Annotated in this window: 21 protein-coding genes and 1 tRNA gene; 7 read left to right on the top strand and 15 right to left on the bottom strand. The window is 70.7% G+C overall.

Annotated elements, in window-relative coordinates; all coding sequences use genetic code 11:
• Positions 1–197: 197 nt before the first annotated feature.
• The 6 genes from ACFQQL_RS18545 to ACFQQL_RS18570 form a co-directional block, all read right to left on the bottom strand.
• Positions 198–1,337, bottom strand: a complete 1,140-nt coding sequence (locus tag ACFQQL_RS18545) for a phosphate ABC transporter substrate-binding protein PstS (protein ID WP_382396652.1) — start codon at positions 1,335–1,337, stop codon at positions 198–200.
• A 123-nt stretch (positions 1,338–1,460) separates the two neighbouring features.
• Entirely contained in the window at positions 1,461–2,471 is a 1,011-nt protein-coding gene (locus ACFQQL_RS18550) for an NUDIX hydrolase (protein WP_382396653.1), read from the bottom strand.
• Positions 2,472–2,478: 7 nt separating this feature from the next.
• Positions 2,479–4,890 carry an RNA degradosome polyphosphate kinase gene (locus ACFQQL_RS18555; RefSeq protein ID WP_382396654.1) on the bottom strand — a complete coding sequence of 804 codons (2,412 nt, stop codon included), beginning with the start codon at positions 4,888–4,890 and terminating at the stop codon, positions 2,479–2,481.
• A 62-nt stretch (positions 4,891–4,952) separates the two neighbouring features.
• Positions 4,953–5,837, bottom strand: a complete 885-nt coding sequence (mshD, locus tag ACFQQL_RS18560; protein WP_382396655.1) for a mycothiol synthase — start codon at positions 5,835–5,837, stop codon at positions 4,953–4,955.
• A complete protein-coding gene (locus ACFQQL_RS18565) occupies positions 5,837–6,469 on the bottom strand; it encodes a hypothetical protein (protein WP_382396656.1) in 633 nt (210 codons plus the stop codon). The genes mshD and ACFQQL_RS18565 overlap by 1 nt, the downstream gene beginning before the upstream one ends.
• A 132-nt stretch (positions 6,470–6,601) precedes the next feature.
• Positions 6,602–8,182: an SLC13 family permease gene (locus ACFQQL_RS18570; protein WP_382396657.1), complete on the bottom strand. Its 1,581-nt coding sequence runs from the start codon at positions 8,180–8,182 to the stop codon at positions 6,602–6,604.
• A 247-nt stretch (positions 8,183–8,429) separates the two neighbouring features.
• On the opposite strand from ACFQQL_RS18570, the gene ACFQQL_RS18575 reads away from it, so the two are divergent.
• The 4 genes from ACFQQL_RS18575 (at position 8,430) to ACFQQL_RS18590 (ending at position 12,796) form a co-directional block, all read left to right on the top strand.
• A tRNA-Lys gene (locus tag ACFQQL_RS18575) sits at positions 8,430–8,502 on the top strand.
• 391 nt (positions 8,503–8,893) lie between these two features.
• Positions 8,894–11,053 carry an MMPL family transporter gene (locus ACFQQL_RS18580; protein ID WP_465254079.1) on the top strand — a complete coding sequence of 720 codons (2,160 nt, stop codon included), beginning with the start codon at positions 8,894–8,896 and terminating at the stop codon, positions 11,051–11,053.
• A 4-nt stretch (positions 11,054–11,057) separates the two neighbouring features.
• Positions 11,058–12,155, top strand: coding sequence for a sensor histidine kinase (locus ACFQQL_RS18585; RefSeq protein WP_382396659.1), 1,098 nt, complete (start codon positions 11,058–11,060; stop codon positions 12,153–12,155).
• On the top strand, positions 12,152–12,796 hold the full coding sequence (locus tag ACFQQL_RS18590; protein ID WP_382396660.1) for a response regulator: 645 nt from the start codon (positions 12,152–12,154) through the stop codon (positions 12,794–12,796). The genes ACFQQL_RS18585 and ACFQQL_RS18590 overlap by 4 nt, the downstream gene beginning before the upstream one ends.
• 785 nt (positions 12,797–13,581) lie before the next feature.
• Here ACFQQL_RS18590 and ACFQQL_RS18595 read toward each other — a convergent pair.
• From ACFQQL_RS18595 to ACFQQL_RS18620, 6 genes are all read right to left on the bottom strand, one after another.
• The gene (locus ACFQQL_RS18595) at positions 13,582–14,676 is read right to left on the bottom strand and encodes a hypothetical protein (RefSeq protein ID WP_382396661.1); all 1,095 of its coding nucleotides are present in this window, start codon (positions 14,674–14,676) and stop codon (positions 13,582–13,584) included.
• 80 nt (positions 14,677–14,756) lie between these two features.
• A complete protein-coding gene (locus tag ACFQQL_RS18600; protein ID WP_382396662.1) occupies positions 14,757–16,520 on the bottom strand; it encodes an SLC13 family permease in 1,764 nt (587 codons plus the stop codon).
• Between the two features lie 87 nt (positions 16,521–16,607).
• A complete protein-coding gene (locus ACFQQL_RS18605; protein WP_382396663.1) occupies positions 16,608–17,039 on the bottom strand; it encodes a hypothetical protein in 432 nt (143 codons plus the stop codon).
• Between the two features lie 3 nt (positions 17,040–17,042).
• Complete coding sequence (locus ACFQQL_RS18610; RefSeq protein ID WP_382396664.1) at positions 17,043–17,492, bottom strand: cupredoxin domain-containing protein; 450 nt, start codon at positions 17,490–17,492, stop codon at positions 17,043–17,045.
• Between the two features lie 36 nt (positions 17,493–17,528).
• Positions 17,529–18,188, bottom strand: a complete 660-nt coding sequence (locus ACFQQL_RS18615; RefSeq protein ID WP_382396665.1) for a DUF2613 family protein — start codon at positions 18,186–18,188, stop codon at positions 17,529–17,531.
• Entirely contained in the window at positions 18,181–18,759 is a 579-nt protein-coding gene (locus ACFQQL_RS18620; RefSeq protein ID WP_382396666.1) for an RNA polymerase sigma factor, read from the bottom strand. Before ACFQQL_RS18620 ends, ACFQQL_RS18615 begins: the two co-directional genes overlap by 8 nt.
• Positions 18,760–18,863: 104 nt before the next feature.
• Between ACFQQL_RS18620 and ACFQQL_RS18625 the strand changes: the two genes are divergently transcribed.
• Entirely contained in the window at positions 18,864–20,189 is a 1,326-nt protein-coding gene (locus tag ACFQQL_RS18625) for an ATP-binding protein (RefSeq protein ID WP_382396667.1), read from the top strand.
• Positions 20,186–22,258 (top strand): CocE/NonD family hydrolase, encoded by a 2,073-nt coding sequence (locus ACFQQL_RS18630; RefSeq protein WP_382396668.1) that lies wholly within the window; start codon positions 20,186–20,188, stop codon positions 22,256–22,258. The genes ACFQQL_RS18625 and ACFQQL_RS18630 overlap by 4 nt, the downstream gene beginning before the upstream one ends.
• A 28-nt stretch (positions 22,259–22,286) precedes the next feature.
• Here ACFQQL_RS18630 and ACFQQL_RS18635 read toward each other — a convergent pair whose 3' ends face one another.
• Together ACFQQL_RS18635 and ACFQQL_RS18640 are read right to left on the bottom strand one after the other, a co-directional pair.
• Positions 22,287–23,672 (bottom strand): dihydrolipoyl dehydrogenase family protein, encoded by a 1,386-nt coding sequence (locus tag ACFQQL_RS18635; protein WP_382396669.1) that lies wholly within the window; start codon positions 23,670–23,672, stop codon positions 22,287–22,289.
• A 79-nt stretch (positions 23,673–23,751) separates the two neighbouring features.
• Positions 23,752–24,690 carry an aminoglycoside phosphotransferase family protein gene (locus ACFQQL_RS18640; RefSeq protein WP_382396670.1) on the bottom strand — a complete coding sequence of 313 codons (939 nt, stop codon included), beginning with the start codon at positions 24,688–24,690 and terminating at the stop codon, positions 23,752–23,754.
• A 113-nt stretch (positions 24,691–24,803) separates the two neighbouring features.
• Between ACFQQL_RS18640 and ACFQQL_RS18645 the strand changes: the two genes are divergently transcribed.
• Positions 24,804–26,090, top strand: a complete 1,287-nt coding sequence (locus ACFQQL_RS18645) for a DUF418 domain-containing protein (RefSeq protein ID WP_382396671.1) — start codon at positions 24,804–24,806, stop codon at positions 26,088–26,090.
• Here the strand turns inward: ACFQQL_RS18645 and ACFQQL_RS18650 are convergent.
• Positions 26,087–26,500 carry a PPOX class F420-dependent oxidoreductase gene (locus ACFQQL_RS18650; protein ID WP_382396672.1) on the bottom strand — a complete coding sequence of 138 codons (414 nt, stop codon included), beginning with the start codon at positions 26,498–26,500 and terminating at the stop codon, positions 26,087–26,089. The two genes, ACFQQL_RS18645 and ACFQQL_RS18650, sit on opposite strands and share 4 nt — an antisense overlap.
• Between the last annotated feature and the right edge of the window lie 4 nt (positions 26,501–26,504).

Raw genomic sequence — 26,504 nt, forward strand, 5'->3', positions numbered from 1 at the left:
GCCGGCTGGCGCCGGCTGCTATCGCTGAGTGCCAGCCGTCGGCAGGCTAAGCGCGACTGGTGTCCACCGGGAAGGCGCTCGGTGAACGGAAGGTTAACGTGACCTGTCGGATGGCTCACACCACCCAGGGGCCTGCGACGCCGAAGGGTGGGACCGTCACGACGACGGTCCCACCCTTCGGCCGGGTCACCAGCCGATCACTCGGCCACGGAGATCTGCTCGATGGCCGCCTCGATCTGGCTGCGCAGGTCGTCGGAGATGGGGGCCGAGCCGGCGACCGCCGGGTCGGCCGCGCGCTGCTGCCCCTCCTCGGACGCGATGTAGCTGAGGATCGCCTGGACGTTCTCGACGTCCGCCTGGGACTCGTACACCGAGCACGCGAACTCGTAGGAGACCAGGACGATCGGGTAGGTGCCCTCGATGTCGCGCGAGAGCTCGATGGTCAGGCGCAGGTCGTTCGCGTCCTCGGCCGGCTCCGAGCCGTCGACCACGGCGGCCGCGGCGTCCGGCGAGTAGGGCACGAACTCCTCACCCACACCGACCGCTGCGGTGCCCAGCGAGTCCGGCACCTGCGAGGCATCGGCGTAGCCGATGGCTCCCTCGGCGCTGGAGACGGTGCCGAGGACACCGTCGGTCTGCGCACCGGACTGGGTGCCGGAGATCGGCCAGGTGTCGGACGGCTCGTGCGGCCACGCGTCGCCGCCCGCGTCCGCGAGGTACTCGGTGAAGTTCTCGGTGGTGCCGGAGCCGTCGGACCGGTTCACGGGGACGACGTCCAGCGAGGGCAGGTTGGCCTCCGGGTTGTCCTCCGCGATGGCGGGGTCGTCCCAGGAGGTGATGTCCCCGTTGAAGATGCCGGCGATGACCTCCGGCCGCAGGTTGAGGTGGTCGACGCCGACGTCGGGCAGGTTGTACGCCAGGGCGATCGGGGAGATGTAGACCGGCAGCTCAAGCACCTCGCCGCCGTAGCACCGCTCGGAACCGGCCTGGAGCTCCTCCTCGTCGAACGTGGAGTCGCTGCCGCCCCAGAGCGTGGCACCCTGCAGGAACTGCTCGCGCCCGGTGCTCGACCCGACGGCGTCGTAGGTGATGTTGACGCCCGGGTGCTGCTCCTGGAACCCGGCGAGCCAGCCCGCCATGGCCGCCTCCTGCGACGACGCACCCGCACCGGGCAGGTCGCCGGACAGGTCCGAGCCGCCGCCGTTGCCGCCACCGGCGCCCCCGCCGGCGCCGCCGCTGTTGTCACCACTGCCACCACAGGCCGCGAGCGCGAGCGCCAGGGCGCTGATCGCGGCAACTCCCGCCAGACGGCGGCTACCTGCAAGCTTCACGGTCATCCATCCTCTGTGTCGATGGGCCGGGAACCAGGGCTTGCCCGACCGGATTCGACGGTAGGCACGATTGGTGTCCGCCACGCGGTCGAGTGGTGAACACCAGATGAATGCAGTCTGTTCGTTCCGTCACAGTTCGGCAACGGGGAGCGGCACTTGTCTCTCGGTCGCGGCGCGGTGCTTCTCCAGGGCGACGACCACAGATCCCCGACCCGTCCGCTGTGCCACGTGCACGACGAGGACCTCGCCGGTCTTGAGCCACGGATCGGCCTCGGGGACCTGCTTCATGATGCTGTGCGGCGTGCGCTTCGCGATCTCCGACACCACGGTCGGCAGCACGGGCCGGTGCGCGCAGACCGCCACGGGCACGTCCCGCCCGACCAGCTCCCGCCGGACGAGCGCGCGGACCGGCTTGGGCTTCTTGGCGTGGGCGGTCTCGGTCAGCTCGGGCAGCAGCACGGCCCCGATGCCGGTCGCCTCGAGGTAGGGCCGGACCGTCGCGATGCAGCGCTCCCAGGGCGAGCTGATGACCTCGGCGATGCCGAATGAGGCGAGGAGCGGCACGAGCCGCTCCGCCTGGGCCATGCCCACCGGGGTCAGGGGTCGGCTCTCCTCCGCGCCGTCCCACGCGGACCGCTTGCGTGCCCGGGCGTGGCGCACGACCACCATCGTCCAGGTGCGCAGCTTCTCGTCGCGCCACTGGTCGAGCAGCTGACCGAGCGGTTCCCGGTCCGGCGGGTAGGTGAGCAGGTCCATCGCCTGACGCGCCTCGACCCAGCGGATCTCGTCGACCTCCGGCGGGTCACCCTGCACGGGGGCCATCTCCTCGGCCCGGTGCCGAGCGCCTGGCGGGTGCTCCTCCAGCGGCTGGGCGGCCCAGTAGCTCGTCCGCTTCCGGCGGCCGTCCTTCAGCCGGTAGCGCACGGCGGGCAGCGGTTGCCCGAGCGCGACGGCCACGCCCGTCTCCTCGGCCACCTCGCGCACGGCGGCCTCGGGCGCGGACTCACCCGGGTCGAGCTTCCCCTTGGGCCAGGACCAGTCGTCGTAGCGCGGCCGGTGGACGAGGAGCACCTCCAGGCGCCGACCGGTGACCCGCCAGACGAGGGCACCGGCCGCCAGGACGTCGGCGGACTTGCTCACCGGGAGGTCACCGGGAGGCCGCCACGCGACGGCGCGCCCGCGTCATGAGGATCTCCTGCAGGTCCTCGAGCTGCTCGCCCTGAGGACCGGTGAACACCCGGTGCCAGCCGTCGGGGCCGAGGTGCCAGGAGGCCGTCGTCCTCGCCATCGACCTGTCGATCAGCTCGACGAGGTCGTCGATCTGGCCAGGGTCGTCGATGCGGATGAGCGCCTCCACGCGCCGGTCGAGGTTGCGGTGCATGAGGTCGGCCGACCCGATCCATACCTCCGGCTCACCACCGCCCGCGAACGCGAAGATGCGCGCGTGCTCGAGGAAACGGCCGAGGATCGAGCGGACGCGGATGTTCTCGCTGAGGCCCGGCACGCCCGCCCGCAGGCCGCAGATGCCGCGCACGACGACGTCGACGGGCACCCCGGCCCTGCTCGCCCGGTAGAGCGCGTCGATGATCTTCTCGTCGACGATCGAGTTGACCTTGATCTTCACCCAGGCGGGCTTGCCCTTCCGGTGGTTCTCGATCTCCTGCTCGATCCGCTCGATCAGCCCGGTGCGCACCGAACGGGGCGCGACCAGCAGCCGGTGGAACCGGGTGCGGGGCGCGTAGCCGGAGAGCTGGTTGAACAGTCGTGTGAGGTCCTGGCCGACGTCCCGGTCGCAGGTGAGCAACCCGAGGTCCTCGTACCCGCGGGCGGTCTTCGGGTGATAGTTGCCCGTGCCCACGTGGCAGTACCGCCGCAGCCCGTCCGCCTCCTGGCGCACCACGAGGCAGAGCTTCGCGTGCGTCTTCAGGCCGACCATGCCGTAGACCACGTGCACGCCGGACTGCTCCAGCTTCCGGGCCCAGGTGATGTTCGCCTCCTCGTCGAACCGTGCCTTGATCTCAACGATCGCCAGGACCTGCTTACCGGCCTGTGCCGCGTCGATCAGCGCGTCGACGATGGGAGAGTCGCCGGAGGTGCGGTACAGCGTCTGCTTGATCGCCAGCACGCGCGGGTCGGCGGCCGCCTGGGAGATGAACTGCTGCACCGAGGTGGAGAAGGAGTCGTACGGGTGGTGCAGGAGGATGTCCCGCTCGCGGATCGCGGCGAAGATGTCGGTCGGGTTCGCCGACTCGACCTCGGCCAGGCCCTGCGCGGTCACGCCGACGAACTTCGGGTACTTCAGCGACGGCCGGTCGAGGTCGTGGATGATGTTGAGGCCGGTCAGGTCGAGCGGGGCGGGCAGACGGAAGACGTCCTGCTCGGTGACACCGAGCTCGCGCATGAGCAGGTCCAGGACGTGCGGGCTGATCCCCCGGTCCACCTCCAGCCGGACCGCCGGGCCGAACCGGCGCCGCATGAGCTCCTTCTCGAGGGCCTTGAGGATGTTCTCGGCGTCGTCCTCCTCGACCTCGACGTCCTCGTTCCGGGTGACCCGGAACGTGTAGTGCTCGACGATCTCCATGCCCGGGAAGAGCGCGTCCAGGTGGTGCCCGATGACCTCCTCGAGCGGCACGTAGGCGGTCCGGCCTCCGGCGTCTGCCGGGACGTCCTCCGGCCGGTACGGCACACCCTCGGCGTCCACCGCGATGAACCGGGGCAGCAACGGCGGCACCTTGACGCGGGCGAAGTGCTCCTTGCCGGTGCTGGGGTTGCGGGCGAGCACGGCGAGGTTGAGCGAGAGGCCGGAGATGTACGGGAACGGGTGCGCCGGGTCCACCGCGAGCGGCGTGAGGACCGGGAAGATCTGCTTCCGGAAGAACTTGTGCAGGCGCTCCTGCTCCGGCTCGCTCAGCTCGGACCAGTGGAGGAGGTGGATGCCCTCGCGGGCGAGCTTGGGTTGGACGTCCTCGGCGAAGACGCGCGCGTGCCGGTCGGCGAGCTCTCGCGCGCGATGCGACAGCGCCTCGAGCACCTGCCGGGGCGTCAGGCCCGACGCCGCGGTCACGGCCATGCCGGTCGCGATGCGGCGCTTCAGCCCGGCGACGCGGACCATGTAGAACTCGTCGAGGTTGGAGGCGAAGATCGCCAGGAACCATGCCCGCTCGAGAATCGGGAGGCTGGTGTCCTCGGCCTGTTCGAGGACGCGCTCGTTGAAGGCGAGCCAGCTGAGCTCACGGTCCGCGAAGCGCCCGTCCGGCAGCTCCGACCCGACGGCGGCCGGAACAGGACCGCGGTCGGCGCCCGGGGCCGGTGGTGCGGACGTCGCCACCGGCGGCACGGTCGCCACGCCACCCGCGCCGCCGACGGCGTTGCGCGCGAGGCTACGGGCCTGGGCGACGAGCTCGTCCTCGTCGTCGGCCTCGAAGCCGCCGAGCTCGGCCTCCTCCGCGGCGGAGACGTCCTCCGCGCGCAGTCCGTCACCCGCGGCAGGCAGCGCGTCACCGGCCCCGTTCGGCCGGTCGTTCTCCCCGGGGCCCCGGGCCCCCTCGGTGCTGCTCATGGGGGACATGTTCGCACCCGAAGGTGACGAGCGCGTGACCGGTCGGCGCCAGCGGACTCGTCTCATCGATACTGGACGTCGGTGGCGACGCACGTGAATCCCTTCTGCTCGTAGGTCCGCCGCGCGGCCGTGTTGTCGCCCTCCACGTAGAGGGTGGACCGGCGCAGCCCACGGGCGGTCATCTCCGCGAGCGCGAGCGAGGTGAGACGACGGCCCAGTCCACGCCCCTGGGCGTCGGGGTCGACGCCGAGGACGTAGATCTCGCCGGCGTCGTCCCCGGGGAGGATCTTCACCCACATGGCGGCGAGCAGCTCGCCGTCATGCTCGTCCGGGACGACCCACAGGACGGACGGGTCGAACCAGGACTCGTCCTGGCGGGCACGCAGGTCCTCGAGGGTCATCCGGCCCTGCTCCGGGTGGGAGGCGAAGGCACGGCCGTTGAGCCGCAGCCAGGCCTCCTCGTCCTGACCGGGACGGAACGTCCTGGCCTGCGGGAGGCCGTGGGCCGCGGGGGCGGTCTCGAGCGGGACGCCCGGTGCGGGGAGGTCGAGCGCCATCTGGAGCAGCTCCCGCACGCGCTCCATCCCGGAGGCGGCCGCGAGCGCGCGGGCGGCGGGCAGGTCTCCGTGCGCCCACACGGCGACGCCGGGCGCGAGGCGCCGCACGGCGTGCAGCAGGGCCGCCCCGTTCCCCCGGCGCCTGCTCTCGGGGCGGACCGTCAGCTCGGCCGTGCCGGCCACCGGGTCGACCTGCGCGTACCCGGCCGGCTCGAGTCCCCCGACGAGCAGGTGCCGGACGTCCTCGCCCCGGCGCAGCGCGAGCAGGGATGCCTCGGACAGGGCGGCGACGCCGTCGTGCTCGGCGACCGCGGCGGCCAGGTCGAGAACCTCCTGGGTCATCCGCTCGTCGAGCCTTGCCGTCTCGGCGACGTCGGAGCTCGGTGCCATCAGTCGAGCCGGCCGGCGCGGTACATGGCGGCGGCCTCCTCGAACTCCTCGGCCGTGGTGAGCAACGCACCCGCGCGCCGGGTGACGCGGAAGGCGAGGTCGTCGTCGTCCTCCTCGATCCAGTCGGCGTCGAGCGCCGATCCGGTGGCGAGGACGCGGAGGAAGGCCGCGGCACGCTCGAGGGTGATGGCGAGGTCGCCGTCGAAGAGGCCGGAGAGCACCCGGTCGACGACCTCGGTGACCTCGTCCGGCCCGGGCGGGCTGGCGACCCCGGCGACGGCGCCGGCCACCTCGGCGCGCTGGAGACCGCGGCGGTACCGGTCGGAGACGGCGCCCGGGTCCCGGCGGACCCACTCGCGAAGCAGGTACAGCCGCCAGAGCGTTCCGGGAAGGGTGGTGTGCGGGCTGCGGGACCACAGCGCCGCGACGGCGTCGAGGCCCTCGGTGTCGACGAGGGTGACGAGGCGCCGCACGAGCTCGGGGTCGTCGCTCGCCTCCTGACCTCCGCGCACGAGCGCCTGGGCAGACGTGTGGGCGACCTCGGAGCGCATCGCCGGATCCTCGTCGCCCTCGATGAGCTCGGCCTGGGCCGGGTCGAGCATGGCCGGCCGGCGGAATCGTCGTTCGCTCACGGCGTCCTCCTCTCACCGGCACCGTACTCGACCCGGCGCGCGCTGGCGCCGGGAGCGGGCTCAGGCGCTTGGACGGCTGATGAGCTCCGGCCGGCGGCGGCCCGCCGGGGCGCGGTCGCTGCCGGAAGCCGGTCAGTAGACGATGCCGAAGACCACGACGGCGAGCGTCAAGGTCACGGCGGTGATGAGCACGATGCCGACGAGGTTCAGCCAGAGTCCGCCGCGGACCATCTGACCGATGGTCACGTAGCCCGAACCGAACGCGATGGCATTCGGTGGCGTCGCGACCGGGAGCATGAAGGCGCAGGTCGCGGCGAGCGCGACCGGGATGGCCAGCAGCAGCGGGTCGAGGTCGAGCCCGAGCGCCACACCCGTGGCCACCGGCAGGAACGTGGCCGCAGTCGCGGTGTTGGAGGTGATCTCGGTCAGGAAGAGCACACCGGTCGTCACCACGACGACGAGCAGGAGGGTCGGGACGCCGCCGAGCGCACCGACCTGCTCACCGATCCACTCGGTGAGGCCCGAAGCGGAGAACTGGTCGGACAGGGCGAGCCCGCCGCCGAAGAGCAGGAGCACGCCCCAGGGAAGCTTGACCGCGGACTGCCAGTCGAGCAGGCGGACGCCGCGCGCCGTGCCCGCCGGCAGGGTGAAGAGGAGCACGCCGACGGTCATGGCGATCCCGGCGTCGCTGATCGGTGGCGAGTCGGGCCAGATCAAGGGGATCGCGACCCAGGAGACCGCGGCGAGGATGAAGACGCCGAGGACGCGGGTCTCGCCGGAGGACATGGGGCCGAGCTTGTTCAGCTCGGACGTGATGAGCTCCCGGCCGCCGGGGATCTGGTCGATCTCTGGCCGGAACAGCACCTTCGTCAGCAGCCACCAGGCGAGTAGCAGGAAGACGACGGAGAGCGGCAGGCCCACCACCATCCACTGGCCGAAGCCGATCTGGACGTCGAACTGCTCGGACATGTGCGCGACCAGCAGCGCGTTCGGCGGTGTGCCGATGATGGTGCTCAGCGAGCCGATGGAGGCCGCGTAGGCGATCCCGAGCATCAGGGCGGTGCCGAACTTCGAGGAGACGACGGCGCTCTTCAGCTCGGTCTCGGACACCTCCGGCGTCTCGGTGCGCTTCTCGAGGTTGACGACGAGCGCGAGCACCGAGATGCCGATGGGCAGCATCATGACCGCGGTCGCCGTGTTGGAGACCCACATGCTCAAGAACGCCGTGGCGACCATGAAACCGGCGACCATGCGGACCGGGTTGGTGCCGATGAGCCGGACGGTGACCAGAGCGATGCGACGGTGCAGGTTCCACCGCTGCATGGCCTGGGCGATGAAGAAGCCGCCCATGAAGAGGAAGATGATGTTGTTGCCGTAGGCGGCGCCCACGTCGTCGATGTCGGCGCCGGCCAGCACCGGGAAGGCCACCAGCGGGACGAGCGCCGTGGCCGGGATCGGGATCGCCTCGGTCATCCACCAGACGCCCATGAGCACCGCGATGGCGGCGGTGACCTTCACCGCACTCTCCACGTCACCCGGCATGAGGAGGTAGACCAGCAGGCCGGCGAGCAGTCCGCCGGCGAAGCCCGCCCAGCGCCGGGCGTTGAGCCGCGAAGGCTCCGGCTCGGCCTGCTCGCCCGGTGAGCGTCCGTCCACCTCGTCCCCCTGGGACGACGGCGCGAAATCCCTCTCCCGCTGGCCCGAGTGACTCATGTCCACCCTCCTCCTCGACGGCAGGCGCTCGGGGCACTGTAGCGGCGCGGCGACCTCCGTGACGGGGCCGTCGCCCCGGGGGAGGCGTGGAACCCTCGGCCCCACGCCTCCACGAGCTGTCCGCGACGCTTCCGCGGAAGCGTGTGAGCCCCTGCTCGTGTGAGCACCCAGTGCCAACAACCCCGTCCCCGGGCACGTGCTTCGCCGTCCGCACCGCCACGTATCCTGCCGGGGGGCGTCGTCGCCTGGGCCTCTAGCTCAATTGGCAGAGCAGCTGACTTTTAATCAGCGGGTTGTGGGTTCGAGCCCCACGGGGCCCACTCCGCACTAGGCCGCGAGCCCACTGTCTCGGATTGCTCATGGGGGCGACCGTGAGGATGTCCGAGCTGGTCGACTCCACCTCTGCACCAACACGCGGGAGAAGACCGCATCCCTCGCATTGCGGCACGGGCGCACGCAGGTGATCGAAAGCTACCTCGACCAGGATCGCATCCACGAGGGCAACGCCGAGGCGATAACCGACGATGTTTCGGCGGACCTACCAACCGTGTGCCTAAAAGGAGCGGGGCGTCGTGGGTAGGCCCTGAACTTGTCTGGAAATGTCGTCCGACCCTCCCGGCAAGGCGCGGTGCGTGTCCGCCGGTCGGTGGACATGTGGTGTGGGCCGGCCGTACGTGTCGGGCGATGGCTGCACGTAGCAACGATGACAGCATGACGAATTTGCCGGTCCGTGTTGCTCGCTGGAGTGCTCATCATCCGTGGCACGCGATCGCAGGATGGTTGGTGTTCGTCGCAGTGTGTCTGGGGGCCGGGATCGCGGTTGGCAACAACTCCGCCGTCACCGCGGACTATCGAGTCGGTGAGGCGGGGCGGGCCGAAGCGATCGCGGCGGATGGTGGGTTGCAGCGTCGACCCGTCGAGCATGTCTTGATCACTGCGCCGGTTGGTGGGGTACTGAACGAACGCGCTGCGGACTCTGCCGCGCAAGACGTGATCGACCGGATGTCGTCGCAGGCCATGGTCGCGGACGTCAGTGATCCGATACCGGCATCGAACAGTCCCGCGCTCCGCGTCGACCTGACACTGGATGTCGAGGAGCGCGAAGCCTCGGCGGCGGTGGCTAATCTTCATATTGAGATCGAAGCCGTACAAGACGCCCATCCCGAGGTGCTGGTGCAGCAGACCGGCCGTGCGTCGATCGGGCAGGCGGTGGAGCAACAACGTGGTCAGGACATCACCCAGGCCGAACTGATCACGCTGCCGATCACCTTGATCACGCTGCTGTTGGTGTTCCGGTCGCTCAGCCTGGCCCTCGTACCGGTGGTCCTGGCGCTGTCGTCCATTGCGGCTTCGGTCGGGCTGTCGATGTTGGTCTCGCACATCGTGCCCGACGCCGGCGTCGGAACGAACGTCATCTTGCTGATCGGTCTGGCGGTGGGCGTGGACTACAGCCTCTTCTACCTGAAGCGGGAGCGAGAGGAACGTGCGCGGGCCGGCGGAAGTCTGTCCGCCACGGCGGCGGTCGATCTCGCCGCGGCGACATCCGGCCGGGCGGTCGTGCTGTCGGGAGTCGCTGTCGCGGTGTCGAGCGCCACGCTCTACTTCGTAGGCGACGTCATCTTCTCCTCGCTCGCCACAGGTGCCGTGCTGGTCACCCTCGTCGCAGTGGCCAGTTCGATCACGGTCTTGCCAGCGACGCTGGCCAAGCTCGGCGCGATCGCCGAACACCGGACCTCCCGACGACGCAAGCCGATGCGGACACCGAAGGCCAACCGACTCTCCGCAGCGCTGATGCGCTTCGTCGGCCAATGTCCGGCACTCACGCTGAGTGTGGCGACCCTGGCGATGCTGTCGCTGTCTGCACCCGTTCTCGGCATGAAGATCACCGACATGGGGGTGGAGACACATCCACCCGACCTGCCTGCGATGCAGACTTACGAACGGCTCACTACGGCTTACCCGGAAGTGAGGGCCATCCACCAGGTCGTCGTGCACAGTGACGATCCGGCTACCGCCACAGCGCTCGCCGAACTCAAGGCGATGACGGCGGACGATCCCGCCATGGGCGAGTCTTCAACACTGCGTGTCTCAGCCGACGGCCGCACTCGTGTTCTCGATATCGCCGTGCCGCATTTCGTCGGTGAGCAGACAGCGCGGGACTCCCTGCAACGCCTGCGCGAGGAGTATCTCCCCCTAACGCTGGGCCAGTTGGACAGGGTCGAGTACGCGGTCAGTGGTGACGTGGCACGCAATGTCGACTACCCGCAGCACCAGCAGGAGCGTCTGCCATGGGTTGTCGGTGCACTGTTGTTGGTCACCTTCGGGATCACCGCTTGGGCATTCCGATCGGTGGTGCTCGGGGCAATCGGGGTCGTGCTCAACCTGCTCTCAGTCGGAGCGGCGATGGGGGTAATGACCTGGGTGTTCCAGGAGAAATGGGCTGAGGGACTCCTGGATTTCACCTCGACCGGTTCGATCGGGTCACGGGTCCCGTTGTTCCTGTTCGTGATCTTGTTCGGACTATCAATGGACTATCAGGTATTCCTGATCAGTCGGATTCGGGAAGCGGCGACGGATGGCATGTCCACCAGGGAGGCGGTCTTCGACGGGATGCGAAACTCGACCTCGGTGATCACCAGCGCGGCGATCGTGATGGTGACGGTGTTCGCAGCCTTCGTCGCGGTCCACCTGATCGAGATGAAGCAGACCGGCCTCGGCCTCGCTGTCGCGGTGTTGCTGGATGCGTTTATCATCCGGACATTGATCTTGCCGTCGCTGATGCTCCTGCTCGGCGACCGGGTGTGGTGGCCGACTCGTATGCAGTCGCCACGCGACTCAGCAGCCTCGATGCAATCGGCGACTTTAGGCTGATCCGGTGCGTGGTTGGTACTCCCTGGTCTGGGTGGTCTTCGGACTCTGCCCCGGCCTGGTCGCGGTGCTCCGCAACACCGGTGACCCGCGGTACATCTCCCTGGTGATTCTCGGGGCAATGGGCGTCGCCTACGCGCTGGTCACGTTGCTGCCAGATCTCCGGGCGATCCGGCTCAGTTACTTGGCGCTCCTCGTCCCGGCCTTGGGCGCGATGGCGTTCCTCCCAGGCGGTGGCGCCGCGCTGCTCCTACTCACGCTGCCGCAATTCTGGCTGTTCACCTCGGTGTCCTGGCAGGCGATCGGCTTCGCCGCAGCCGCGACTGCGGCCGTCGTCGCGGGCTCGTTGGCGCCCACGGACGACGCCATTCCCGAGAACGCGGTCGCGGCTGCCGCAGCATTCGCGCTCTCGCTACCGATCATCCGGTGGTGGCACCGCAACGAGCACCATGCCCGAGAACGTGATCACGAACTTGCTCGAACCCAGCAAGCACTCGCAGACGCCCACCGCCGCGAAGGTGCGGTGCAGGAACGTGACCGGATCGCGCGTGAGATCCACGACACGCTTGCCCAGGGCTTCGCCTCGATCGTCGCGTTGGCGGAAGCGGGCAGGCTCACCGACGACCCCGACCAACGAGACCGGCACCTGATCTCGATCGAGGTCACCGCCCGGGAGAATCTTGCCGAGGCTCGAATCCTCGTCGGCTCCGAACCGCCCCCCACGCCGTCATCTCTACGACGCATGCTCGTCCGCTTCGCCGACGACACCGGCATCGAGGTGCACGCCGACTCGACCGACGACGACCTCAGTCCTCGAATCCGGGCGGCGCTCCTGCGCTGCGCGCAGGAGTCGCTGGCGAATATCCGCAAGCACGCATCCGCCTCCACCGTCACGGTCGAGCTCGTTCAACATCATGGCGCGGTCCAGCTTGAGATTGCCGACGACGGCCGCGGATTCAACGTCGCCGAAGCGCGCGGGTTCGGCATCGACGGCATGAGACGACGCATCGCCGAGCTCGGCGGTGAACTCACCCTCACCAGCTCGATCGGCGACGGCACCCGGATACTGATCGACGTCCCGATCCCCGCGGAGGAACGATCGTGAACGTGCGGATCGTCGTCGCCGACGACCACCCGCCCATGCGCGCCGGCATTGTCGCCCTGCTGGCCACCGAGCCGGACCTGGAGATCATCGGCGAAGCATCCGATGGGCGCGAAGCCATCGAACTCGTGGCCCGGCTACACCCCGACGTGGTCGTACTCGACCTCCGCATGCCCGTTCTCGACGGGACGGCGGCCACCCGACGCATCACAACCGACCACCCCACGACGAAGGTCCTCATCCTCACCACCTACGACACCGACACGGATATCGATCCCGCCCTGGCAGCCGGGGCAGTCAGTTACCTCCTCAAAGATGCCGGGCGCGAGCAACTCGTCCATGCGGTCCGCGCCGCAGCGCGCGGCGAGACGGTCCTCGCCCCCAGTGTCGCCGCCCGTCTCACCGCGCGGCTGCGCGCACCCACACCCATCGCGCTGAGCCCCCGCGAGACGGAAGTCTTGCGGGCCGTCGCCGATGGGCTCTCCAATCCTGACATCGGCGCCCGCCTCCACATCACCGAGGCCACGGTCAAGACACACTTGCTCCGCACCTTCGCCAAGCTGGCCGTTGACGACCGCACGGCCGCCGTCGTCGAAGCCATCCGACGGAACCTCATCAGCCCTAACGACGACGAGAACAGCTGAGCACGTCGGATTCGCGCTTGGCAGAGAGGTTCGAGTGGCTCGGTTCCGCATGGGATTTGGTGTGTCCTTAACGACGTTGTTGTCGCGTCGCGGGTACGTATGGCGCTGCAGAGTTCCCAAACCCATTCATCTGCCGGCGCCGTGACGGAGAGTTGTGTGGGCTGCCGGGGATGAACCCTGGGGGTCACGTCACGCGTAGAGTCACGGTCGTGAGATACCGGGAGTTCTCGGCACCGAGAAGCCTCGCCACCGGTGAATTCGTGTTTGTGGCACAACACGCATTAGAGCATCGTTCAGACCTCTGCCGTGAGTCCGCGAGTCTTCAGGTCAGCCACTGCCGACGGCGCAGAACGTGTTCATAGTCAGCAGCACGGCGTCGACCAACCGCAGACCCACGTGCGGTGCTCTTCTACCGCGAGCACGGCATCATAACGATCAAACGCTGCCTCTCGGACAACAGTCGGGCATACCGCTCGAAGGTCGTCAACCAGGCGCTCGCAGGGACTGGGACGACGCACAAGTACACGCGCCGCATACGCCCCGGACCAGTGTCCCGCCCGCCCCGTACAGGGCCACGCGATCGTCTACCTGGGCCAGGTTCAGAAGGGTTGAGCACTCCCAACCGACACCACCATCGCCTCCGCGCGTCCATCACGGTCGGCTCCAGCGACCTCCGATTCCGCCGGTAGACCCCACGACCTGCGGGAAGCGCAGTCTCAAGGCCAGCGAGAGGGTTCTCGAGTTCTCTACGGAGGCCCACCGAGCTCGGGTCCGTCATCACAGCGTCACATGGCCAGCCCGACCAGGATGTTCGCGACGGCGAGCAGCACCGCAGCGCCCACGACGACCCACAGGGTCCGGGCCACGCCGGACTTGAGACGCCGCCCCTGCTCTGCCACCTCGGCCTGCGTGATGAGGTGCCCGTCCTGCTGACCCCCGCCGGTGGCGGGCGCCTCGCCGTGGGAGGTCGCAGCGTTCTCGTCACGCCAACGCTCCCACTGAGCGACCTTCGTGCCGATCGCGCTCAGCGCCTCGACCGACCGTTCCCAGTCGTCCGGGTTCAGCGTCACGATCTCCCCGGGCCGGGTGAAGAAGACCCAGTCGTCGACCAGCTCGATGTCGAAGTCTCCGGCCGAGTCGATCGCCCGCGCCATGATGTCGAACGAGAACAGGTAGAGCGCGTCCCGCTCGTAGCCCTCCGGGCAGTACAGGGTGAAGTGGTCGCTGAACTCGCCCCCGATGTCGAGACGTTGCGCGCGCTTGGGCGCCGGCACGGGTGAGAGCAGCCGTTCGTTGCGCTTCGCCTTCAGCAGGATGTGCGGCAGCTTGCTGTGCACGCGGAGATACATGTACCCGCCCAGTGCCGTGTCACGGCTGTTGCCCGCTCCGACCATCAGGTCGTAGTTCCCGAGCTCGACGAAACGTGAGCGCATGACGCGGCTGACCAGGATGCGGCCACGCCCACGCCACGGCGTGAGGTGCTGACCCCCGTACGGACCGGGCAGGTACTGCATGCCGTTGTCGCGGGCGAACGCCCAGAGTCGGTAGTGCCGCTCCGGCGTGCCCTTGCGCAGCTGGGTGCGGACGAAGAACACCGTCATGACGCCGCACGCGTACAGCATCAGGACCGAGATGGTCACCATGCCGAACACCTGGCTGGCGGCGTCTGGTGCGCCCGCCCGGATCTCCTCCGCGATCCCGACGCCCATTGCGAGCAGGAACACCGCGGTGCACAGGAACACCACGACGCACGCCGCGAGCCGCCACGACGACAGCCAGCTCTTCGTGGAGGGGTGCTCGCGCGAGAACGACCTGAAGAACTGCTTCGCCTCGCGCCGCGAGACCTCTGCCGTGAGTGCACGAGTCTTCAGGTCAGCCACCGAGCCATCGTTGGGGCGGTCCGCCTCGCGGTCAAATGCGTCCGCGACCCACCGCCGACCTCCGGTGCGCGACTCCGCGCTCACCACAGGAACGGGACGAGCCCGACGACGCACACGAGGACCACCGCGGAGAGCAGCCAGCCGAGTCGGGCGTAGTCGGTGAACCGGTAACCACCGGGGCCGTAGACCATCATGTTGGTCTGGTACCCGATCGGCGAGAGGAACGAGGCCGAGGCGGACACCGCCACCGCGATCACCGCGCCGCGTTCATCCAGCCCGGCCGTGGTGGCGGCCTGCACCGCGATCGGGACCATGAGCAGCGCGGCGGCGTTGTTCGTGACGAGCTCGGTGAGCACGATCGTGGCCAGGGCGAGACCGAGCAGGACACCACGCTCCCCCCAACCGCCGAAGAGGTCCACCAGCCCCTGCGCCAGGCTCTCGGCGAGCCCGGACTGCTGCATCGCGGCGGCGAGCCCGAACGCGGACGCGATCACCACCAGCACCTCGATGTCGATCGCGCGGCGTGCCTCGAGCGCACTGAGCACCCGGGTCGCGATCAGGACCAGGGCGGCGACGAGGGCTCCGTGAAGGATCGGGACCAGCCCGGTCGCGGCCAGCACGACCACGGCGAGGAGCAGCGCCACCGGGATCCACGCCCGCGACGTCGTGACCGGGGGCGTGCCGTCGAGATCGGCCACGAGCAGGAAGTCGGCGCGGTCCCGCCACCGCTCCCGGAACCCGGGGTCGGAGACGACGATCAGCGTGTCACCCACCCGGAGCCGGATCTGACCGAACCTGCCCTCGACGAGCTGGCCGGACCGGTGGATCCCCAGCACCGCTGCCTGATACGTGGACCGGAACCCCACCTCGCTGAGCGTGCGGCCGACCAGGGGGGAGCGGGTCCCGACCACCGCCTCGAAGTACCGCACCGACGGGTCGTTCAGATCGATCACGTGCGCCAGCTCCGCCGAGCGCAGGCCGCGGATCTCCTGCAGCTCCACCACCCGGTCCGCGGAGCCGACGAAGTGCAGCCGGTTGCCGCCGCGCAGCACCGTCTCCGGACGCACCGGGGCGATCGTCGTGTCGCCGCGGTCCACCGAGGCGAGGAACAGACCCTGCAGGTGCCGGAGGTTCGCCTCGGCGACGGTCTTGCCGTCCACCGGCCCGCCCGGGGCGACGGTCATCTCGACCGTGAACCGGCGGCCCTCCTCCTCCATCTCGGCATGGGCGGAGCGACGGTCCGGCAGCAGCTTCGGCGCCAGCACCACGAGCAGGACGAGTCCGACCAGCGCGATCGGCAGACCCAGCTTGCCGACCTCGAAGAACGTCATCTCGCCCATGCCGAGGCTGCGCATCTGCCCGGACACGACCAGGTTCGTCGACGTGCCGATGACGGTCAGGAGGCCGCCGAGGATCGCGGCGAAGGAGACCGGCATCAGCAGCTTCGACACCGCGACGCCGCGGCGGCGCGCCCACGCGGTGACCTGCGGGATGAGCATCGCGACGATCGGGGTGTTGTTGAGGAAGGCCGACGCGGCGACCGTCGGACCGAGCGTGCGCAGGAGCGGCCGGCGGTAGGTGCCGCGCTCCCCCAGCGTGGACTGCATGAGCGGAGTCAGGGCGCCGGTCTTCTCCACCCCGGCGGCGACCACGTACAGCGCGGCCACGGTGATCGGCGCGGCGTTCGAGAACCCGGAGAACGCCTCCTCCGCCGAGATCACCCCCAGCACCAGGAGGGTGACCGCACCCCCGAAGATCACGACGGCGGGCGAGAAGCGGCCGCGGACGAGGAGCGCGAGGACCGCGACGATCACAGCCAGGGTGAACCAGGCGTCCAAGGGCATGGCCGTAGTCTTCCCCAGCCAGCGGTGCCACCTCGAGATCCGGCGACGCTCGGCGGGGCGAGTGCGCGGAACCCGCCCGCGGGTGCCTCAGGACCGGGCCGGCACCCGCCTGTCGCGCCATGCGGCGCTGGACGCCACCCCGACGGATGCCAGGACGAACGCCAACGCCTCGGCGACGGCGCTGACCACCTTGGGCGTCGACCAGGTCGGGTCGTACATCGACGGGACCGGGCCGATCGCCGGCACCTGGACGTAGGTGTAGAGCAGCACGGGCACCAGGGCCGACAGGGCGGCGAGCCCGGCGAGGAGGTAGGCCGCCCGCGCCCCGGTCACGAGCAGGAGCACCGCGGCGAGCCCGGCCAGCACGGCCTGGGCCCGGAAGAGCGTCCCGCCGCCCAGGCCACCGGGGGCGGCCAGCTGCATGACCTCCGCGAGCTGGAGGTGCACCACCGCGTCGACACCCAGCGCGGCGACGACCAGGAGCCGGAGCGTCAGCTCGAACCCGCTGCGCGGCCGCATCGGTCACTCCACCACGAGCGTGGAGGTCATGTCCGGGTGGGGGGTGCAGTGGAACGGGAACTCGCCCGCCTCCTCCGGCGCGGTGAACGTCACCGTCTCGCCGGGTCCCACCACGACGTCGAAGATCCCTTCCTCGTCCGAGGTGACGGTGTGCCCGACGTCGTCCTCGTTCGTCACGGTGATCTCGGCGCCGGCGGAGACCGTCTCGGGCACCTGGTAGGAGAAGTCGGCGATCACGACCGTGGCCTCCGCCATCCCCTCGTCCGCGTCGTCGGTCATCTCCGAGTCGGTGCCCTCCTCATGGGTCATCTCCTCGGACATCTCCTCGGTGGTCTCCTCGGCATCCCCGCCGGCCCCGGGCTCCGCCTCGCCGCCGCCGCATCCGACCAGCAGGAGTGCGGCCGAGGCGGCCGCGACGATCACGTGGCTTCGTCTGCTCGCTGTGCGTCCCATGAGGGTTCTACGGATGAGGAAGGCCTGAGGGATTGCTCACATCTGTGCCGTCGCGACCACGCCGCCGGACTCGTCGACCAGCTCGACCATCTCGACACCGGGGTCCATGTCCTCGACGACCCACATGTTCGCGCCGTCGTCGGTCACCTCCCACTCCCCCATGTCATGCGCCGTGCCGTCCTGCAGCATCAGGCGGCACCGGTACTCCGCCCCGGCCGGGCCGCCGCTGAGGTCGACGACGAGCATCGGCCCGGACGAGCCGTAGCTCCGGGAGACCCGGCCGACACTGGCCCCGTCCTCCGTCATCAGCGGCGCAGACCACTCGCTGGCTGCGGGTGGCGGATCCTGCCTGGCGCGCTCGACGCCCACGGCCCCGACCACGCCGACGGCGACGCCCACCAGGGCGGCGGCCGCCACCGGGAGCAGCCGCCGGCGGGGCGCCCGCCGCCTTCCCGCGGCTCCGTCCCGGGTGGTGTCCCGCAACCGGGCCAGCGCCGTCGTCTCGAAGCTCGGCGGCGGCGCCACGCGCGGGACCGCGGGCAGGACGAGCTCGATCCCGCCGGCCAGCTCGTCGTAGGCGCGACGGCACTCCGCACACCCCGCCAGGTGCCCGGTGACGTGGTCCCGCGCAGCGGCGTCGGCCGTGCCGAGGGCGACCTCGAGCAGGACGTCCTCGTCGGGGTGCCGGTCAGTCACGCTCCACCTCCGCGTTCTCACGCAGCCGACGCAGGCCGGTGCGGATCCTCGTCTTCGCCGTCCCGAGCGGGATGCCCTCCCGGCGCGAGACCTCCTCCGCGGTGCAGCCCCCGAGGACCGCCAGCACCACGGCCCGTGCCTGCTCCGGCGAGATGCGGTGCAGGCGCCGCACCGCCCGTTCCGTCTCCAGGCGGTGCATCGCCGTCTCCTCCAGGTCCGGTGCGGACCCGAGCGTGTCCTGCACCAGCTGGTCGAGCAGCTCGTCGTCGGTGGGGGTGACGCGGCGGGCACGGACGGCGTCGATGGCGGCGTTGCGGGTGATCGTCAGCAGCCACGTCAGCACCGACGCGCGGCGCACGTCGTACCCGCCCGCCGCCCGCCACGCGCGGACGAACACCTCTTGCGCGACGTCCTCGGCCAGCACCGGGTCACGGGTGATGCTCACCGCCAGGCCGTGCACCGCGCCCTGGAAGCGCCTGACGAACGCCGCCGAGACGGCCGGATCCTCGAGCGCGAGGCCCGCGAGGAGCGCGGCGTCGTCGGCCCGGTCCGCACGGGAGACGGTTGCCATACCTCACGGTACGGCCCGGCACGCTGGAAGAGATTGCCTGCCCGCCGCGGCGGAGCAGGCTCCCCTGTTGCAGAGGCCCTGACCGCGTGATTCGGTCCCATGTCATGACCGAACCCACGAGCACCGCAGACCGACGTAATGTCTTCGTCCTCGGACTGACCGACCTGCAGCGGCACGACCTCGAGAACATGCGCGGCGCCGAGCGCTTCACCTTCCACTCGCTGCTCGACTACGACAGCCTCGTCCGGGACACGGACTACGACTTCGACGCCCTGCTGGACCAGGCGCGCACCCAGCTCGAGGAGTTCGACGGCTCGGTCGACGCCATCATCTGCCACTGGGACTTCCCGAGCTCCATGCTGGCGCCGATCCTCGCGCACGACCGCGGCATCCCCGCCCCATCGCTGCTGAGCATGCTCAAGTGCGAGCACAAGTACTGGAGCCGGCTCGAGCAGCGGACCGCGGTCCCTGACGTGGTGCCGGGGTTCAGCGCCTTCGACCCGTTCGCCGAGGACGCCCTGGCGCAGGTGGACCTGCCGTTCCCGTTCTGGGTGAAGCCGGTCAAGGCGCACTCCTCCAACCTCGGGTTCGAGATCCACGACGAGGACCAGTTCGCCTCCGCGCTGGAGGAGATCCGCGCGGAGATCACCGACCTCGGCGACGCGTTCAACCAGGTGCTGCGGCGGGTCGACCTGCCGCGGGAGCTGCAGGAGGCCGGCGGCAACACCTGTCTCGCGGAGGAGATCATCACCGGGATCCAGGCCGCACCCGAGGGCGTCGTCTCCCGCGGCCGGTTCGACGTCCACGGGATCGTCGACATGTACAAGGACCCCGACGGCCGCAGCATCGAGCGTCTCGACTACCCGGCCGCCACCGTGCCGCCCGAGGTCCAGGACCGGATGGTCTCGACCGCGGAGCGCTTCCTGCGGCACATCGGCTTCGACGACGGCGCGTTCAACGTCGAGTACATGTGGGACCCGGACACGGACCGCCTGCGGATGATCGAGGTCAACACCCGGATCTCGCAGTCGCACAGCGAGCTCTTCCTCAAGGTGGACGGGACGTCCAACCACGAGGCGGCGATCGACGTCGCGCTCGGCGACCCCCCGGACATGCCCCACGGCGAGGGTCGCTACGCCGTCGCCGCGCAGTGGCACATCTTCCACGACCACGACGGCGTCGTGCGCAGCGTGCCGAGCGAAGAGGACGTCGCCGCGCTCCAGCGCGAGCTGCCCGACACCCACGTGACCTTCCAGGTGGCGCCGGGAGACCAGCTCTCGGACCTGCCGCACCAGGACAGCTACCGCTTCAAGCTCGGCAGCCTCTACCTCGGCGCGGACGACCGCGACCAGCTGGTCGAACGCTACCGTCGGGCCCTGGCCCTGCTGCCGTTCGACATCGACCCCGTCCCCGAGGCAAAGGCTGGATGAGAACCCGCACCGATCTCCCGCACGACGTCGAGGACGTCGAGAACGTCTTCATCCCGCTCCGCGACGGCCAGCAGCTGGCTGCCCGAATGTGGCTGCCCGTGGACGCGGACGAGCGCCCCGTCCCTGCGGTGGTCGAGTACATCCCGTACCGCAAGCGTGACGCCACACGCGGGCGGGACGCGCTGAACCACCCGTACGTCGCCGGGCACGGGTACGCCTGCGTCCGGGTGGACCTGCGCGGCAGCGGTGACTCAGACGGCGTCCTCGTCGACGAGTACCGCGAGCAGGAGCACCGGGACGCCGAGGACGTCATCGCGTGGCTCGCCGAGCAGCCGTGGTGCGACGGCAACGTCGGCATGATGGGCATCTCCTGGGGCGGCTTCAACGCTCTGCAGCTGGCCGCCCTCGCCCCGCCGGCGCTCAAGGCCGTGATCAGCGCGTCCGCCACCGACGACCTGTACGTCGACAACATGCACTACATGGGTGGCTGCCTGCTGGCGGACAACCTCTCCGAGGCCACCGTCATGTTCGCGTTCAACAGCCTCCCGCCGGACCCGGCGATCGTCGGTGACCGCTGGCGCGAGATGTGGCACGAGCGGCTCGAGGGCAGCGGGCTGTGGCTGGACACCTGGCTGCGGCACCAGCGCCGGGACGACTACTGGAAGCCCGCGTCCGTGTGCGAGGACTACACCCGGGTGCGCTGCCCCGTGATGGCCGTCGGAGGGTGGGCGGACGGCTACACGAACGCCATCTTCCGGCTGCTGGAGAACCTGGACGTGCCCCGCCGCGGGCTCATCGGCCCGTGGGGGCACCGGTACCCGCACGTGGGCGTGCCGGGCCCGGCCATCGGCTTCCTCCAGGAGGTGGTCCGCTGGTGGGACCACTGGCTCAAAGGCGTGGACACCGGGCTCGAGGACGAACCGATGCTGCGTGCCTGGATGCAGGACAGCATGCCGCCCAGCGCGGCCTACGAGGACCGCCCCGGCCGGTGGGTGGCGGAGCCGACCTGGCCCTCGCCCGGGGTCCGCGAGCGTGAGTACCGCTTCACCGCGCACCACCTGCTGCCGGTGGACGCGGACCACGACCACGTCCGGACCTGGGACCCGGACGAGGCCGCCGAGCAGGACCTGAGCCTGCAGTCCCCGCTGAGCGTCGGGATGTTCGCCGGCAAGTGGGCCTCCTACTCGGCGGTACCCGACCTGCCGTACGACCAGCGTGAGGAGGACGGCGGAGCCCTGGTCTTCGAGACGGAGCCGTTGCGCGAGCCGCTGGAGATCCTGGGGCTGCCGCGAGTCACGTTCGAGGTCTCCGCGGACAAGCCGGTCGCCCAGCTCGCCGTCCGCCTGTCCGACGTCGCCCCGAACGGCGAGGCGAGCCGCGTGACCTACGGTGTGCTCAACCTGACCCACCGCGACGGCAGCGAGCACCCGCAGCCGCTCGAGCCGGGGCGCGCCTACCGGGTAAAGGTGCCGCTCAACGGGATCGCCCAGTCCTTCCCCGCGGGCCACCGCATCCGCCTGTCCGTCTCGACGTCGTACTGGCCGCTGGTCTGGCCCGCCCCCGAGCCCGCGACCGTCACCATCGCGACCGGCCGGAGCTCGCTGGTCCTCCCCGTGCGGGAGACGCGCACCGAGGACGCGGACCTGCGGCCCTTCGGGGCGCCGGAGGCCGCACCGGAGGCCGAGACCACGGTGCTGGCGACCGGGCAGCACTCCTGGCGGGTCACCCGTGACCTCGCCACCGACATCTCCACCCTGGAGATCGTCAACGACCAGGGCACCTTCCGGATCGAGGACACCGGCACCGTCATCCACCGCGACACCCGCGAGTGGTACAGCTTCCGCTGGAACGACGTCAGCTCGGTCCGGGGTGAGACGCGCACCGTCCGGCGCCTGGACAACGGCGAGGACTGGCGGGTGGAGGTCGCCACGCGCACCGTGCTCACCTGCACCCCGACACACTTCCTGCTCAACGCACAGCTCGACGCCTACGAGCTGGACGAGCAGCAGGGCGACCCGCGGGTCTACTCCCAGAACTGGGAGCGCAGCATCCCGCGGGACCTGGTGTGAGGCCGGGGCGCGTCGGGGGCGGAGCGCCTCACTCCAGCTTGGTCAGCGCCGCCTCGATCGCCCGGTGGAACGTCGGGTAGGCGTACATCATCTGCTTCAGCTGCGCCGTCGGGACCGCGCCGTGGACGGCGACGGCGAGCGCGCCCAGCACCTCGCCGCCGCCAGGTCCCGCCGAGGCCGCGCCGACCAGCACCCCGCGGTCGGCGTCCTCCACGACCTTGACGAAGCCGGCGTTGCCGCTCTTGTGGATCCAGCCCCGGGCGGCCGAGGGGACCTCGGTGACGGCGGTGCGCACGGACAGTCCCTGGTCTCTCGCCTGATCCTCGGTCAGTCCCACGGCGCCCACCTCGGGGTCGGTGAACGTCACCCGGGGCACGGCCCGGTAGTCGGCCCGGTAGTCACCGTCCTGCTCATGGTCACCGAGGATGTCGGCGACGGCGATCCGGGCCTGGTAGAGCGAGACGTGGGTGAACGCTCCCTTGCCCGTGACGTCGCCGATCGCCCACACGCCGTCGGCGGCACGCATCCGCTCGTCGACCGGGACCGTCCGGGCCTCGGCGTCCAGGCCCACCGCGGCCACGCCGAGCGCCTCGAGGTCGGTGCCGCGTCCCGCCGCGACGAGCAGCTGTTCGGCGCCGAACGACTCGCCGTCCTCGAGCTCGACGGTGAAGCCGTCCCCGCCGTGCCGCACCCGGAGGGCCCGTGCGTCGGTCCGCACCGTGATGCCCTCCTCGGCGAAGACCTCGGCCAGGAGGGCACCGGCCTCCGGCTCGTCCTTGCCGAGCAGCCGCGGCCCGGACTCCAGGACGGTCACGCGGCTGCCGAAGCGGGCGAAGACCTGCGCGAGCTCGCACCCGACCGGTCCGCCGCCCAGCACGACCAGCGAGTCGGGCACCGCCGTGGCGGAGACGGCCTCACGGTTGGTCCAGTACGGCGTGCCGGGCAGTCCGTCGACCGGTGGGATGGTCGGTTCGGTGCCCGGGTTGAGGACGACGGCGCGGCGGGCGGTGAGCCGGCGCTCGCCGTCGTCTGTGGTGACGGCGACCTCACCGGGCGCCACGAGCCGGGCGCGACCGCGGAGGAAACGACTTCCGCTCCTCTCGAGCCGCTCGACGGCGGCCGCGTCGTCCCAGCCGGTGGTCGCCTCCTCGCGGATCCGGGTGGCGACGGGCGAGAAGTCGGGCACGAGGTCGGCCCGGCCCGCGAGGTCTCCCACGCGGCGGCCCTCGGCGAGCGCGTCGGCCGCGCGGACCATCATCTTGGTCGGCACGCACGCCCAGTACGGGCATTCGCCGCCGACCAGGCGGGCCTCGACACCCACCACGGACAGCCCTGCCTCGGCCAGCCGCGCGGCGGCGTCCTCACCGCCCGGCCCCAGTCCGATCACCACGACGTCGACGGTCTCGGCGGCCATGGCGCCTCCCTCTCGGCTCGGTGGTGCCATCGTCCACCACCGCGGTCGGGTCGCGCACCTGCGCGCGTGGCTGGCGGGCTCAGCGCGCGCGGCGCACGTCCTCCGGGCGCAGCGGAGAGCCGCCCTCGAGCCGGTCGAACCCGCGCTCGGCGAGCGCGAGATAGTGCTCGACCTCGGCCGCCGGGTAGGCGTGCCGGATCGTCCAGTCGACCAGCCGCAGGCTCATGTGCGCCCACCAGCGGCGGACGTCGCCGGCCGGCGCCGCCGCCAGCCCGGCGAGCACCAGCCCCACCGCCGGGGACAGGTCGGGCGAACCGGCGGCGAAGCGACCCCGGTGCGTGAGGTCGAAGAGAAGCGTCACCAGCGCGAGCCGTCGGTCGCCGCGCCCGTAGCCGTCCCAGTCGACGAGGCCGGTGATCTCTCCGGCCGCGTCGACGAGGACGTTGCCGGGGTGGAGGTCGAGATGGACGAGGTCGCTCGGCTCGTCGTGCGCGCCGCCGTCGTCGCGACCGGCCTCACGGACACGTGCGAGGAGGCGGCGGGTCCGGGGCCCGTGGAGCTCGAGCGTCTCGTGCAGGCAGAAGCCGGGGCCCGAGGAGTCGAGGTAGAGCTCGACGGCGGGCAGGCCGCCGCCCAGGTGGGCGGTGCGCTCGAGCAGCTCCAGCATCCGCTGGACGAGCTCGGTCGTGACGACGGCGGGCGGGGCGCCGGGCAGCCGGGCCTGCAGGATCGCGCGATCGTCGCCGAGGTCGACCACGAGCCGGTAGACGGGGACCGGGAGTCCGGCCTCCGCGGCCCTCGCGAGCACGCTCCGGGTCCGTTCGAGCTCCTCGACGGAGGCCCCGCTGCGGGTGATCACCCCCGGCGAGCCGTCCGGCCAAATGACGAAACCGGCGCCGACCTCGCCGTGCCCGGCCTCGCCGACGAGCCGGAGCCCGGCATCCGTGGCGCGGTTCACGGCCTCGACGAGGGCGACCGCGTCGATCCGGGGAACCGGCGGAGGACCTTCCCCGGTCATCGTGCGCTCCCCTCGTGTCGGTACGGCGCCGCCGACCGTACAACGGTCACTCGCGGCAGCTCATGACAAATATCAGTACCTCCAGGCCCCAGCGCGCCCTTAACGTCGTGACCGTGGCAGCCACAAGTGCGCCGAGCGTGACCCGCGGGCCGACCCGGGACACCGAACGAGCTCCGGCACCGGACCTCGCGCGGGGCTTCATGCTGGTGCTCATCGCACTGGCGAACACCCCGTTCTACCTGTGGGCGTCCCAGGCGGGCGCCTCGGGCACGGCGCACCCCGTCGACGGCTCCGTCGCGGACCGGGTGACGCAGTTCCTCGTCATGACGACGGTAGACCTGCGGGTGTACCCGATGTTCGCCTTCCTCTTCGGCTACGGCATGGTCCAGCTGTTCCGCCGCCAGGTGAGCAGCGGCACGCCGGAGGGCCGGGCGCGCCGGCTCCTGCAACGCCGGAACCTCTGGCTTCTGCTCTTCGGGTTCGTCCACGCGGCTCTGCTGTGGATGGGGGACGTCCTCGGCGCCTACGGTCTCGCCGGCCTGATCCTCGTCGGCCTGTTCTTCCGCCGCCGGGACCGGACCCTCGTGGTCTGGGCCTCCGTCCTCACCGGGCTCCTCGTGCTGATGGTGGCGTTCTCCGCGGTCGGGGCGTTCTTCGCGATGCAGCTGCCGCCGTCCGAGGCCGCGGCCATGTCCTTCTCGTTCGAGGAGCCGTCCATCGGTGACCCGGACTACCTGCGCTCGATCGCCGACCGGCTGCTCTTCTGGCTCGGCCTCAGCGTGGGCCAGGGCCTGCTGATGCTCGTCGTGCCGATCATGATCCTCCTCGCGTTCGTCGCCGCACGGCGGGAGATCCTCGAGCGTCCCGGCCAGCACCTGCGCCTGCTGCGGACCACCGCGGTTGCCGGGATCGCCGTCGGCTGGCTCGGCGGCCTGCCGCACGCCCTCGTGCACGTGGGCGCCTGGGACTTCCCGGAGCAGATCAGCTGGGTCTTCATGCCTCTCCAGCTGTTCACCGGCCTGTTCGGGGGCCTGGGCTACGTCGCCCTGTTCGGGCTGCTCGGGCACCGGATCGCCATCTCCGGCGCACGACCGGCACCCACCAGCCCGGCCGGTTCCGTGATCGCCGTAGGCAAGCGGTCGCTCTCGTGCTACCTCGCCCAGTCCGTGCTGTGCGCCCCGGTCCTTGCCGCCTGGGGCCTCGGGCTCGGGGAGCACATGGGCAGCTTCGTCATGGCGCTGTACGCGGTCGTGGTCTGGCTCGTCACGCTGGTGCTCGCGGTCTGGTTCGAGCGCACCGGCCGTCGCGGGCCGGCCGAGGTCCTGCTGCGACGCCTCGTCTACCGCCGCGCGGCCACCCCAGCGCCGGCGCCGCAGGCCGGCCAGGAACGCCCGGTCTAGCGGTGCACGGTCCGCCGGGTCGGGTACCACTCGTCGCCGACCGGCTCACCGTCGAGGTTCCAGCTCCACGAGACCTGCGGCACGATGCGGACGTAATGCCCCGGCCCCATGAACCCATCACGTTCGACCGGTGGCTCGGCGGCGCCGTAGACGCGGATCCCGCGCGCGACGAACGGGTCGAAGGAGACGAGGTCGTCCACGACCAGCGCCACCAACCTGCCCCCGGCGACGACGTTGCGCACCTTCCGCGTCTGCAGGAAGCTGCTGCCCGGTCCGCCCACCCAGAAGCACGTGCCGTCGAACCCGTACCCGACCGGTACGACGTCGGGTCGACCGTCGGCCGACACCGTGGCGAGGCGCGCCAGCATCTGCGAGCGCAGGTAGGCGACCTCGGCGTCGGTGAAGGACACGACC

It is taken from the genome of Georgenia alba, assembly GCF_042665525.1.
GTDB lineage: Bacteria > Actinomycetota > Actinomycetes > Actinomycetales > Actinomycetaceae > Allobogoriella > Allobogoriella alba.